Below are 12,642 nucleotides of genomic sequence, written 5' to 3' on the forward strand. Positions count from 1 at the left end.
CGGGCTCCGGTTGAACCGGATCACAGAAGAAAGTCTGTTTCCGTCAAGGTCAACCGTCCGGTGAGAACAATCTTGAGGTCCGCCGCGCGGTCGCCGTCGATGTCGGCTTCGACCACCGTATCCTGGCCATCCCAGAACCATCTGACTTCGAGGCCGTGGCCGGAAAAGCCGGCATTCCGCTTGCCGAGGAAATCGAGATCTCCCAAGCCGCCAAGCGCGATCCGGTCGGCGCCGGTGCCGAAATCGGCGACCACGTCGCAGGCATTCGCCGCGCTGTCCTTGATGGTGGAGAACGCGAACACATCGGCGCCCACGCCACCGGTCAGTATGTCTGCGCCCTTAAGCCCTGCGAGAATGTCGGCGCCCGCGTTTCCGGAGAGCATGTTTTGCCCCTTGCCGCCCAGGATAAGATCATCATCGTTCTTCGCACTGTCATAAGTGGTGCCGTCGCCGGCGATGTTGAGCTTGCCCGTGTCGGCCGCGAGCAGTTCCTCCACATGGGTCTTCACTGCCAGACCAATCGTCCTGAGGGCAGTCCTGATGGCCGGCGCGATCTCTTCGCCGATCGCCTCGATGCCGGCAACACCTTTGATTTCACCGGCGGCGAGCGGGTCGTATCTATCCTCGTAGGAGAGAATCGCCTGGTGGTGGTTCGCCAACATCTGGCCGGTTTTGATGGCTTCCTGAAAACTGGCCCGGTTATCCGTGTCGAACAGGCCGAAGGTCTCGGCCTCGACATAGCGGCGGTTGGCGAGGCCTGTTATGCCGTTGCCGTTGGAATTGTAGCGGATCTCGTACCAGGCCTCGGCACGATTACCCCCTTCGATCGCCGCCTTCAGCTTGGGTCCCAGCAGACTGGGGCCGTTCCAGCAGAGCGAGAACAGCGCCGTGCGCTCTTCGGAGTCGGGAATGCCGGAAAGCCATTTGTCGACCTTGGAGTCATAGGTCGGCGCGAGTGCGTCCAATGCCTTGGCGACCTGCGCCTCGTTCCGGAAGCTGAATGTGCTGGGCACGTCGCTGTCGCGCTTGTTGTGCCAGTCGGACATCACCTTGTTGAGATTGGCGATGAGCGTGGAATTGGTGTTCGGTGCGTAATTCTTGTCGACTTCCGCCTCCAGCCTCCTGAGCAGCGTATCGCTCCAGTTCCTGGCACCGACGATGACGCGGAGCACCGGTTCGAGATTGTAGACGAGGTTGAAGCCGATGCCGATCGTCGGGTCGCCCACCGAATCGACATAAGGGGTTAGCGTCGAACCTTCGAGCAGGACGAGAAGTCCGGCGCGCTCTTCGCTATAGGCTTTCTTCCCCGAGATTTCGTTCCAGTTGAGCATCGATCCCGTCCGGTTGATGGGCGCAATCCTAACCGACGCCGGTAAACAGGCCTTTTCAACGGGCATGAATTTGGCGCTTTTTGCTTGCCGGGCCATATCCATGCTTTATTGAACGGGCAAAGCGCAGGCTTTCGACATCCCGGGAGAACATATTGCAGATCCTCTTCATCCGTTGCCTGCTGGCCGCCTTGCTTCTGGCAATGCCGGCCTCCGGGCTCCTCGCGCAACAGACCGATGGCGCGATGCAATCCCTGCAGAAGAGCAATGCCGTCGTCGCTGCCGTCGAGGCACTGCAGAAAAAGGTGCGGGCCGAGCTCGAAGAAGCGGCGCTGGCGCTCGAAGACCTGCGCAAGAAGGTGGACGAAGCCGCCAATGCCGACGCCGACCTTGCTCATTTGAAGGTAGAGACCGATAGCGTCGGCGCCTCGATTTCAACGGCCATGGCGGAGCTTGAAAGCCGCTATAACCTGGTGGTCAAGCGGATCGAGGAACTGGGCACGCCGCCCGCCGAAGGCCAGCCGCCGGAGGGAGAATCGCTCGCCAGCGACCGCAAGCGCCTGCAGGGCGAAAAAGCCCAGATGAACACGATCGTCGCCGATGGCGGGGTGATTCGAGGCCAGGCGGATGACCTCTCGGATCATATCACCGACCTGCGCAGGTCGCTCTTTACGGCGACGCTGTTTCGCTACACCGAAATCAGCAGCCAGTTGTTCGACGATGCTGCCAGGTCGGCGCAGCGGGAATGGGCGGAGTTTTCCGACATCACGTCCAGTTCGCTGGATTTCATGTGGAAGTTCAAGCATCAGGGACTCTTTCTTGCATTCGGTCTCACGGTGCTCATCGCGCTGATCCTGGCTTTCCTGGTCCGTAGGGTCTTCCGCACCTTGATCGTCCGGGACCCCTCGGAGAAGTCTCCGGATTATATCCACAGGCTCTCGGTCACCTTCTGGTCGGCGACCATACCGGCGCTGGCCGCCGCGTTCGTGACCGTCTGCGCGCTCGGGTTCCTCTATACTTTCAATCTCCTGCGCCAGGAGCTTTTCGACGTCCTCCGCGCGACGCTGTGGGCGCTGGTGGGCGTCTATTTTGTCTGGAAGTTGGCGCGCGGGATCGTATCGCCGAACAAGCCGCAGTGGCGGCTGATCAGCGTTTCGGATCGCGGCGCCGGATGGCTCGTTACCTTTGCCGTCGTTCTCGCGGCAATCAACGGTCTTTCCTATGTGCTGGCCGAGGCCAATGTGACGCTGGATGCACCCGTGGTGCTGACGGTCGTCGAAGGCCTGGTCACATCGGTCGTAACCGGCCTCGCACTGATCTTACTCTCGTTCCTCCGGCCTCTCGAACAGGCGGAGGTGGCATCACCTATCTGGTTCAAGATCATGCGCACGCTGGTATTGCTAGCAGGTGTCGGCATCATCGCCACCGCCATGTCCGGCTATATCGGGCTTGCCCATTTTGCCTCGTCGCAGTTCGTCGTGACCGGCGCGATCATCGTCACCATGTATATCGGCTTCCTGTCGGGCCAGGCGATTTCGCGGCATGACGCATTCGCAAAGTCTGCGCCTGGACGCAAACTCGGCGCTTCCTACCAGCTCAATGAGATCAGGCTGGATCAGCTGGGCCTGCTCGTGGGACTGGTCATCTATGCCCTCGTGCTCCTGCTCGGCATTCCCAGCATCATGCTGACCTGGGGCTTCCGCGGCGCGGATATTTCCTCGATCTTCGTCAAGCTCTTCACCGAGATCCATATCGGCAACATCAATATCTCGCTGCTCGGAATCCTCGCCGGCCTCCTATTGTTCACCGGCGGATTTTTCGCGACCCGCTGGTTCCAGCGCTGGCTCGACGGCAATGTGATGGCCCGGTCGCAGATCGATGCGGGCGTGCGCAACTCGGTCAACACGGCACTGGGTTACGCCGGCATTGTTATTGCGGCGGTGATCGGCATTTCGGCCGCGGGCGTCGATCTCTCGAGCTTCGCGCTGGTCGCCGGCGCGCTTTCCCTCGGTATCGGCTTCGGTCTCCAGACGATCGTGCAGAATTTCGTCTCAGGCCTCATCCTGCTCGCCGAGCGCCCGTTCAAGGTCGGCGACTGGATCGTCAACGGCCCTGTCGAAGGTTTCGTCCGACGGATTTCGGTGCGCGCGACCGAGATCGAGACGTTCCAGAACCAGTCGATCATCGTGCCCAATTCGCAGCTGATCAACGCCGCCGTCGGCAACTGGATGCTGCACAACACGTTGGCCCGCAGTGAAATCCCGGTATCGGTGTCTTATGACAGCGACCCGCAGCAAGTGATGGATCTGCTTCTGGAATTGGCGCGCAACCACCCGCTGGTGCTGACCATGCCGGAGCCGAATGTCGGCTTCCAGAGTTTTGGCGAGTTTGCCCTGAACTTCGAACTTCGGTTCTACCTGTCGGACCTGTTCCAGGGTGGACCGGTGAGAAACGACATCCGTGTCGCGATTATCGAACGCTTCCGCCAGGAGGGAATCGTCATTCCGAAGCCCGAGCGCAATATCAATATCCGGGTCGATGGCGAGGGCGCCGCCCTCGAGAAAGACCTCGCGAACGCATTGGCGGAGGAGGGCCTGCCGCCCGAAATCGCAAGGCGCGTCATGGCCCAGGCAGAAAACCGCCGCCGTATGCAGGGCGCCCGCAAGCGCGACGTCGAGCTTGCGGACGACAATGATGGCAGCCCTTTCGACGGGATGCATCATGCCGAGCGGGATGATACCAGGGATGGCGACGATCACGATGGCGAGGCTGACGACAACCGTTAGGCCGCCATTGTCTCCAGCATCACCATGTCGAGCATGAAGGAACCGTCCGGCTCGATTGCGAAATGATCGCGGATCTCGGCGGGTGCTGCCTGCTGAAGCGCGCGTATGGCATCGGCCAGCAATTGGGGTGTGGCCATGCGGGCTATCCAGACCGGGAAATCCATCCGCAGCCGCCACGTCCGGAGCGCGTTCACGGCAAAGCCGGCGCAATCCAGCTTGTCGGTCCATTCCGAGATCGAATAGTCCCGCACATGCGAGGTGTCGCGCAGCAATTCGATCGACTGCAGATGCGTGTCGAGCAAAGGCTTGGCCGGTGCATAGACATCGATGAAGACGGCGGTCGCGCCGCGCTTCGAAACGCGCCGGGCCTCGCGGAATCCGGCATCGACATCCTGCCAGTGATGCGCAGAATAGCGACAGCCCAGCATGTCGAATGTGGCATCGGCGAAGGGAAGCTTTTCGGCCGAAGTCTGGACCGTTTCGATGTTGCCAAGGCCCTTCGACTTCGCGGTCGTCGCGACGGCGGCCAGCATCTCGTCTGACAGGTCCGACGCCGTTACTTTTTTGGCATGCCGCGCCATGGCATAGGCGACATGGCCGCCGCCGCAGCCAAGATCGAGCGCGTGGGCGGGCGCCACGCCCTCGGTGATCTTGCCCAGCCGCTCGAGATCCTCGCCCTGCGAATGGACGGCGCTCTCCACATAGGCGTTGGCGCGTGGGCCGAACTGGTTGGTAACGTTCCTGTCATGGACGGTTTGCATGTTCTGTCTCCCTGATTTGAGCGGAGCATGTCACAGAATTATTCTGTTACAAGATGAGAGTTTATCCTGTTATAAGTGCTTCCATGTTCGAAGATGATCAAAAGAGACTGCTGGGCGAATTCGTCCGTGCCCATCGCGAACGGCTGGCGCCCGACCAGCCGGCAGGCCGGCGGCGAACGCCGGGCCTCAGGCGGGAGGAGCTTGCGGCGCGCGCGGGCATCAGCGCCACATGGTGCGCCTGGATCGAGCAGGCGCGCGATGTTCAGGCCTCGCCGCATGCGCTGGGCCGGCTGGCCAAGGCCCTGCAGCTCACCCGCGCCGAGCGCGCCTATATGTTCGACCTCGCCGGCCGCCGCGATCCCGATGCGGCAGCGCATGCGGATGCCGAGGATGCTCCGTCCTCCCTGCGTGCCATGGTCACCGCCATCGATCATCCCGCCTATGGTCTCGACCGTTTCTGGAATGCCTGCGCCTGGAATGCGTCGGCGGAAGATCTGTTCATCGGCTGGCTGGGCACCGGCCACCAGCGCAACCTGCTACGCTACATCTTTCTCGATCCGGCGTCGCGGGTGCTGATCCCGGATTGGGAAGACAGGGCGCGGCGGGTGCTCGCCGAGTTCCGGGCCGATTACAGCCACAGCCTGCACGATCCTGAAATGAACACGCTTCTCACGACGCTCCGCCAGCAGAGTCCGTTCTTCGCAAAGGCCTGGAGCGAGCAGATAGTGCTCGACCGGGAAGGGGGGCTGCGCGTCTTCTCGCACCCCGCGCGCGGCGCGCTCTCTTACGAGCAGCACACGTTCCGTCCCTCCGATCGGCCCGACCACAAACTGGTCATTCTCATTCCGGCTCCCTAGAACATTTGGTCCGGGTCGTGCAGTATTTGAAGAATGTCGCAGACAGGCTGCAACGACATTCCCGCACGCCCTAATATCCGCGCAAATATCAATCGGGGTCGCATCAATGGCAGAGTTTCCGCAAAAGGCTAAGGTCGTCATCATCGGTTTGGGCGGCATTGTCGGCGCCTCCATCGCCCATCATCTGATCGAACGCGGCTGGGATGATATCGTCGGCATCGACAAGTCAGGGATTCCGACCGATATCGGCTCGACGGCACATGCCTCGGACTTCTGTTATACGACCAGCCACGATTATCTCTCGGTCTGGACCACCCAGTATTCGATCGATTTCTACGAGAAGATGGGCCACTACGCCCGCATCGGCGGCCTCGAAGTGGCGCGCACCGGCGACGATACCTGGATGGAAGAGATCAAGCGTAAGCTCTCCTCAGCCAAGGCATTCGGCACCCGCGCCCATTATGTCGGCCCGGCCGAGATCAAGGCGATGTTCCCGCTGATCGAGGAAGACAAGGTGATGGGTGGCATGTTCGACCCCGATGCCGGCCTCGTCATTCCGCGCTCGCAGACCGTCGCCGGCAAGCTCGTCGATGCCGCCGAGAAGTCAGGTAAGCTCCAGTCCTTCTCCAACACCCCGGCCAAGTCGCTGATCGTCGAGAACGGCCATATCAAGGGCGTCGTCACCCACCGCGGCACCATCATGGCCGATCATGTCATCGTTTGCGCCGGCATCTGGGGCCGCCTGATCGCCGAAATGGTCGGCGAGGACCTGCCTGTTATGCCGGTCGACCATCCGCTGACCTTCTTCGGCCCCTACAATGAGTTCGAGGGCACCGGCAAGGAAATCGGCTTTCCGCTGCTGCGCGACCAGGGCAACTCGGCCTATATGCGCGACACCGGCGACCCGAAGACCACGGAGGGCGGCCAGATCGAATGGGGCTACTACGAGCAGACCAATCCGCGCCTCTGCCATCCGCGCGACATCCTCGAAAAGAACCAGGCGCGCCTGTCGCCATCGCAGCGCGACCTCGAGATGGAACAGATCCTAGAACCGCTCGAAAAGGCCATGGAACTGACGCCGATCCTCGGAGAACTCGGCTACAACGAGAGCCATTCCTTCAACGGCCTGCTGCAGGTCTCCGCCGCCGGCGGCCCGTCCTGCGGCGAGAGCCAGAAGGTGCGTGGCCTCTGGTACTGCGTCGCAATCTGGGTCAAGGACGGTCCGGGCTACGGCAAGCTGATCGCCGACTGGATGACCGACGGCCGCACCGAGATCGACCACAACTCGATCGACTACGCCCGCTTCTACCCGCATCAGCTGGAAGAAAAATTCATCGAGGGCCGCTGCTTCGAAGCCGCCCAGAAGGTTTATTTCCCGGCCGTCCACACCCGCGAACCGTATGGCACCGGCCGCGGCGTCAAGCGCTCGCCCTTCCATGAGCGCGAGAAGGAACTCGGCGGCTATTTCATGGAGCTCGGCGGCTGGGAACGCGCCCATGGCTATGCCGCCAACGAGCACCTGCTGGAGAAATACGGCAACCGCGTGCCGGTGCGCGAAAACGAGTGGGACAACCGCCATTTCTGGCGCGTCTCCAATGCCGAACATCTGGCGATGACCGAAGATTGCGGCATCGTCAATCTCAGCCATTTCCATATGGTCGATATCGAAGGCCCGGACCATGTCGAGTTGCTGGAATGGCTGTGCGCGGCCAAGATCGGCGGCGACGGCAATATCGGCAAGGGTATCTACACCCACTTCCTCGATGACGAGGGTATGGTCCGCGCCGACTTCACCGTCATCCGCATGGCCGACCGTTGCCGCCTGATCAACGGCGCCGATGCCGGCCCGCGCGACTTCCACTACATGAAGCGCGTTGCCGAGGATCGCGGCCTCGACGTTACTATCACCGACGTGACCGAGAAGTTCATCACCATCGGCATCTGGGGTCAGAACGCCCGCGACACGCTGAAGAAGGTGGTCAAGGACCCGGCTGGGCTGGACCAGGAGAACTTCGCCTTCGCCCAGATCAAGCAGATCGAAATCGGCGGAAAGAATGTCACCGCCTTCCGCATCTCCTATGTCGGCGAGCAGGGCTGGGAACTGCACATGAAATACGAGGACGGCTTGGCCGTCTGGGATGCCCTGCGCTCGACCGGCGTCATGGCCTTCGGCGTCGAGACCTATGCCAATTCGCGCCGCATGGAAAAGAGCCTGCGCCTGCAGAACGCCGATCTGCTCACCCAGTATAACCTTATCGAAGCCGATCTCGCCCGTCCGAAGGTCAAGGAGTCCGACTTCCGCGGCAAAGCCAAGCACCTCGAATATAAGGCACGCGAGCACCAGCCGGCTATGCTCTGCACGCTGGTCATGACCGAAAATACCGACTCCAAGGGCGTCAAGCGGTACCCAGTCGGTACCATGCCGGTCATGGATCCCGACACCAAGGAAGTGCTGATCGACGAACTCGGCCGCCGTTCCTACACGACCTCGGTCGCCTATGGCCCGACGATCGGCAAGAACATCGCGCTCGCCTATCTCCCCTGGTCCTACTGCCAGGAAGGCCGCAAGCTAGAAGTATCCTATTTCGACGAGATCTATCCGGTCGAGGTCGCGGGAGTCGGCTACAAGCCGCTCTACGACCCGCAGAATCTCAAGCCCAGGACGTGATGCGGACAGCGTCCGTCCGATCAAGCATTGGCATTTGAATTGTGCCGCCGGATGATTCATCCGGCGGCATTTTCGTTGTCGTGCCGTCTTCGCGCGTCATCCACCGGATGCGTCGCCTCGAAAATCGCCGGGAAGCCGGACTCTTTACAATCCTGCTATTTTCGATGGTGGAATCTTAACTCTTCCGAAAAAGCTCGGCTGCTATTGCTGCCGTGACAATCGATTTCTGAGAAGGGTGGACATGGATTTCTTGGGTGTTTCCGGAATGCACTATTCCGGTCAGTCGCTGAAAGGCAACCGGATCCTCGTCGCCGAGGATTCCAACGTCTTCACCTCGATGATCAGCCAGCGGTTCAAGGAACTCCTGCAGATCGACGTCGAGATCTGCCGCACCTTCGAGGAGATGCAGGTCGCCAATGAGAAGTCGGACCAGCCCATCCGCCTTGCAATCTCCAACATGAATCTGCCCGGGGCGGAGCAGGGCGAGGCGCTCGACTATCTCGTCGATGTCTCGATCCCGACCATCGTGTTCACCGGCACGCTGCAGGATACGACCCGCGACAAGCTGCTTTCCAACCAGATCGTCGATTACATCATCAAGGACAGCGTCTTCGCCGTCGACATGCTGGCCGAGGCCGTCTGCCGGTTCCTGACCAACCATCATCACCATGTATTGATCGTCGATGACAGCCAGACCGCGCGGGCGCTGCTGACCACACGGTTGAAGCGCTACAATTTCAAGGTCAGCGTCGCCGAGAACGGCCAGAAGGCGCTCGATATTCTCAAGGCCAATCGCGACATCACCCTGATGATCACCGATTACAACATGCCCGATATCGACGGTTTCGAACTCACGCGCCGGGTCCGCGCGCATATCGGCTCGCATCAGCTCAGGATCATTGGCGTCTCTTCTTCCACCGACCGGCTGCTTTCGGCGCGGTTCCTCAAAGCCGGCGGCAACGACTTCATGATGCGCCCCTTCATCGATGAAGAGTTCTACTGTCGGGTCAACCAGAACCTCGATACGCTTTCGCAGATGAAGTATCTGATCTCCCGTCAGAAGAAGGCGTGAAGCGGGAGTTACCGGGTTCCCAGTAAATTCGTTCTTTCTATTTGAATATTGTTAGTTGTAACGCGTTCAAATTTTGAAAACGGTATCAAATCCGGGAAGGGTTAACCGTTTTGAAAGCACGCCGGGAATAACGTGCGGGTCTGAAATCAAGCTGCTGGGCGTCACGCTGAAGGCGGTCTATCCGGATGTCGCGGCAATGGTCGCGGTCAGACCGGTTACGGGGACGAGTGCAAGGGGACGGCCTGACGTGGGGTTTCGCAACACTGTAAGCAGGGCGACACGGCCGAAGAAATTCGAAGGCCAACGCGTGCTTCTCGTTGAGGACACAAGGCTTTACTCGTTTGCCGTAAGAAGCCTGCTCGAAGGCAATTTCGGGCTCATCGTCATTCACTGCGCCACGTTTGCCGCCCTTCGGCATGAACTCGATTCGGACACGCGCGGCTTCAGTCTTGCCATCCTCGACCTCTGTCTTGCCGATGCGGCCAATGGCGAAGCCCTGGACCTGGTGCAGGCGTGCGCCATACCATCGATCGTATTCTCCGGCTTTACCAGCGAGCGCCGGCGCGAAGAGATCATGAGCAAGGGCGTCGTGGACATCGTCTACAAGAACTCGCCGTCCTCGCTCGAAAGCCTTGGCTCATCGGTGGATCGGGTGTTGTCGCTGAGCCGACCGCAGCTGCTTCTTGTCGATCCCCAGGCCGAGAACGATTCCGCGATGGTGGCAGCGCTTGCGAGCTGCTGTTTCACGGTCAGTGTCTGCACCTCTACGACCGAGGCACTCTCTATCCTGGATGCGTCGCAGAATACCGAACTGGTCGTCGTGCGGAACGATCTTGCCGAAAAGGACGGCTATTGCTTTCTGGAACTGCTCAAGACGCGTTTCGGAGATGACGCGGTTCGTGTCATTGGCTTCTCGCAGAACAAGGGCCGTGACGATGTCGCACGCTTCCTGGGCGCGGGCGGCGACGATTTCGTTCACCTGCCGATAAGCCCTGCGGATGTCGAAAGCCGGCTCACACATACGCTGACGATCCACAAGCGGATACAATCGCTGCAGCGCATGGCATCGCGGGATTATCTGACCGACCTGCTCAATCGCCGCTATTTTTTCGATCGCGGCCCGAAAATGGTGGATATCTGCCTGCGCCAGCAGGCGCCGGTCTGCGCGGCGCTGCTCGATATCGACCACTTCAAGCGGCTCAACGACACCCATGGCCATGAGATCGGCGACCTGGTGCTGAAGGCCGTGTCACGCAAGATCCTTGCCCTGGTGGGTGAGAAGCAGCATTTGCCGGCCCGTATCGGCGGCGAGGAATTCGCGATCCTGTTCACCAATCTCGATATCGAAGAGGCGTACGAGTTCTGCGAACGCATCAGGATTGAGATTGCCGCCATCAAGGTCGTCGTCGATGACGAAGACATTTCGGTGACTATCTCGATGGGCCTTGCCAGCATTTCGGACGCCGAGACGTTCGACAACTATCTCAACGCCGCCGACCAGTATCTCTACCTGGCGAAGCATTCCGGCCGCAACCGTGTATTCTCCGACTATCAGGTCGCGCGCATCGCCGCGTCCTGACAGCCTTCGAAACCTTCGTTCAAATTACATCACGGCGCCGTTGATGCTGGGCATCGTCGACAGGTGCTTGCGGTCGGCGCGTTCCTGCTGCGGCGAGCGGCCATAGAGTTCGCGATAACACTTGGAGAAATGCGAGGCCGAGACGAAACCACAGGCGACCGCGACCTCCACCACCGGCATCGAGGACTGCACCAGCAGGTGCCGCGCCCGGTCGAGGCGAATCTCGAGATAGTAGCGGGCAGGGGACCGGCCCATTTCCTGGCGGAACAGGCGCTCGATCTGGCGGCGCGAAAGGCCGGCCTTGTCGGCGATATCGACCAGCGACAAAGGCTCGGCGAGATTGTTCTCCATGATCTCGATGATCGAGAGCACCTTGGAGTTCTGGACGCCGAGGCGGGCGCGGAGCGGCAGGCGCTGGCGATCGGACGCCGAACGCACGCGGTCGGTGAGGTGCTGCTCGCAGACCCGGTTTACGAGGTTCTCGCCGAAATCCTGGCGGATGAAGTGCAGCACCATGTCGAGCGATGCCGTGCCGCCGGCGCAGGTATAGATGTTGCCGTCGATCTCGAAGAGATCGGCATGGACATCGGCCTGCGGGAAGGCTTCGGCGAAACCGGGCAGGTTCTCCCAGTGGATCGCGCAGCGCTTGCCGTTGAGCAGACCCGCCTGGGCGAGCACATGGGCGCCGGTGCAGAGGCTGCCGACCGCGATGCCGCGATTATAGACTTCGCGGAGATAGGCGTTGACCGACTTGTTGCGGAATTCCTCGACATAGATGCCCGAACAGACCAGCACCATGTTGGGCCGCATCTCGCCCGACAGGAACTTGCGCTCCTCCGTCAGCGAGGTCTTTGCCGCAAGGCCGATGCCGGAGGAGGAATAGACCTGCTGGCCATCCACCGAAGCGAGGCGCCACTGATAGGCCTCGTAGCCGAGCATGCGGTTGGCGATACGGAGGGTTTCCACCGCCGCCGAGAAGGGAAGCATGGTGAAGTTGGGAACCAGAAAGAAAACGATCGTCCGCTTGATCGCCGGTTTCTTGGGCAGGGGAAAGCTTTCTGGCCGCATGGTCTTCCTCTCAATGTCGCATGAGGACAAATTTGTCTATATGCGCCAAGAAACAATAGCGCAATAGCGACATGAAATGGATTTTTTGCGTCACGCTGACGAGACGGTTAAAATAGCTGCGTCAGGGAAGGTGCGAATGGCGTCGCGAACTGGATATGAAATGGCTAAAGATAAAATGGATGCAATCTGAAATAGGATGCCGGCTCCGGATGTGCAGCCTGTTGGCTATATCCGGAACCGGCTGATGGCTTTGTCACTTCGCATTCGTACGCTCCGTCGCCCGGAAACCGATATCCTTCATGACGGTATAAGGCACAGATTCGATCTCGCGCATCATCCGGTAATCCTGCCACTTTGCGACCATCGCCGCGATGAAACGGGATCCGGTGAAGTGGCTCGAGTGGCCGGAAAACTGTCCGGTCCCATAGGTGGTACTACGCATTTCAAGTCTCCTTTGTTGGTGAGGCTCGGCCTCTGATCTGAACGATACGCTCTTCGTTACATAAGACAAACGAATATGTCT

At 60.3% G+C, this 12,642-nt stretch carries 9 protein-coding genes; 5 read left to right on the forward strand and 4 right to left on the reverse strand.

What is annotated here, in order from left to right; translation table 11 throughout:
- Window positions 1–20: 20 nt before the first annotated feature.
- Window positions 21–1,331, reverse strand: a complete 1,311-nt coding sequence (locus ACSQ26_RS07570) for a M10 family metallopeptidase C-terminal domain-containing protein (protein WP_436007806.1) — start codon at window positions 1,329–1,331, stop codon at window positions 21–23.
- Between the two features lie 152 nt (window positions 1,332–1,483).
- Between ACSQ26_RS07570 and ACSQ26_RS07575 the strand changes: the two genes are divergently transcribed.
- Complete coding sequence (locus ACSQ26_RS07575; RefSeq protein ID WP_436007808.1) at window positions 1,484–4,114, forward strand: mechanosensitive ion channel domain-containing protein; 2,631 nt, start codon at window positions 1,484–1,486, stop codon at window positions 4,112–4,114.
- On the opposite strand, the gene ACSQ26_RS07580 is transcribed toward ACSQ26_RS07575, so the two are convergent.
- Window positions 4,111–4,875 (reverse strand): class I SAM-dependent methyltransferase, encoded by a 765-nt coding sequence (locus ACSQ26_RS07580; protein WP_436007810.1) that lies wholly within the window; start codon window positions 4,873–4,875, stop codon window positions 4,111–4,113. The two genes, ACSQ26_RS07575 and ACSQ26_RS07580, sit on opposite strands and share 4 nt — an antisense overlap.
- 83 nt (window positions 4,876–4,958) lie before the next feature.
- Here ACSQ26_RS07580 and ACSQ26_RS07585 point away from each other — a divergent pair, with 83 nt between their 5' ends.
- From ACSQ26_RS07585 to ACSQ26_RS07600, 4 genes are all read left to right on the forward strand, one after another.
- Window positions 4,959–5,732: a helix-turn-helix transcriptional regulator gene (locus ACSQ26_RS07585; protein ID WP_436007812.1), complete on the forward strand. Its 774-nt coding sequence runs from the start codon at window positions 4,959–4,961 to the stop codon at window positions 5,730–5,732.
- A gap of 106 nt (window positions 5,733–5,838) precedes the next feature.
- Complete coding sequence (locus ACSQ26_RS07590; RefSeq protein WP_436007814.1) at window positions 5,839–8,400, forward strand: GcvT family protein; 2,562 nt, start codon at window positions 5,839–5,841, stop codon at window positions 8,398–8,400.
- 241 nt (window positions 8,401–8,641) lie between these two features.
- Window positions 8,642–9,472 (forward strand): response regulator, encoded by an 831-nt coding sequence (locus tag ACSQ26_RS07595; protein ID WP_436007815.1) that lies wholly within the window; start codon window positions 8,642–8,644, stop codon window positions 9,470–9,472.
- Between the two features lie 307 nt (window positions 9,473–9,779).
- Window positions 9,780–11,051: a GGDEF domain-containing response regulator gene (locus ACSQ26_RS07600; protein WP_436007817.1), complete on the forward strand. Its 1,272-nt coding sequence runs from the start codon at window positions 9,780–9,782 to the stop codon at window positions 11,049–11,051.
- Window positions 11,052–11,075: 24 nt separating this feature from the next.
- On the opposite strand, the gene ACSQ26_RS07605 is transcribed toward ACSQ26_RS07600, so the two are convergent.
- Both ACSQ26_RS07605 and ACSQ26_RS07610 read right to left on the reverse strand, forming a co-directional pair.
- On the reverse strand, window positions 11,076–12,119 hold the full coding sequence (locus tag ACSQ26_RS07605) for a GlxA family transcriptional regulator (protein WP_258162594.1): 1,044 nt from the start codon (window positions 12,117–12,119) through the stop codon (window positions 11,076–11,078).
- Between the two features lie 253 nt (window positions 12,120–12,372).
- A complete protein-coding gene (locus ACSQ26_RS07610; RefSeq protein WP_436007820.1) occupies window positions 12,373–12,561 on the reverse strand; it encodes a hypothetical protein in 189 nt (62 codons plus the stop codon).
- Window positions 12,562–12,642 lie beyond the last annotated feature (81 nt).

Source organism: Rhizobium sp. LjRoot254, from assembly GCF_964254105.1.
GTDB lineage: Bacteria > Pseudomonadota > Alphaproteobacteria > Rhizobiales > Rhizobiaceae > Rhizobium_E.

Coding starts and splice junctions, on each gene's coding strand:
- ACSQ26_RS07605 (WP_258162594.1), bottom strand. CDS start 12,119: ATGCGGCCAGAAAGCTTTCCCCTGCCCAAGAAACCGGCGATCAAGCGG.
- ACSQ26_RS07580 (WP_436007810.1), bottom strand. CDS start 4,875: ATGCAAACCGTCCATGACAGGAACGTTACCAACCAGTTCGGCCCACGC.
- ACSQ26_RS07570 (WP_436007806.1), bottom strand. CDS start 1,331: ATGCTCAACTGGAACGAAATCTCGGGGAAGAAAGCCTATAGCGAAGAG.
- ACSQ26_RS07595 (WP_436007815.1), top strand. CDS start 8,642: ATGGATTTCTTGGGTGTTTCCGGAATGCACTATTCCGGTCAGTCGCTG.
- ACSQ26_RS07585 (WP_436007812.1), top strand. CDS start 4,959: ATGTTCGAAGATGATCAAAAGAGACTGCTGGGCGAATTCGTCCGTGCC.
- ACSQ26_RS07610 (WP_436007820.1), bottom strand. CDS start 12,561: ATGCGTAGTACCACCTATGGGACCGGACAGTTTTCCGGCCACTCGAGC.
- ACSQ26_RS07590 (WP_436007814.1), top strand. CDS start 5,839: ATGGCAGAGTTTCCGCAAAAGGCTAAGGTCGTCATCATCGGTTTGGGC.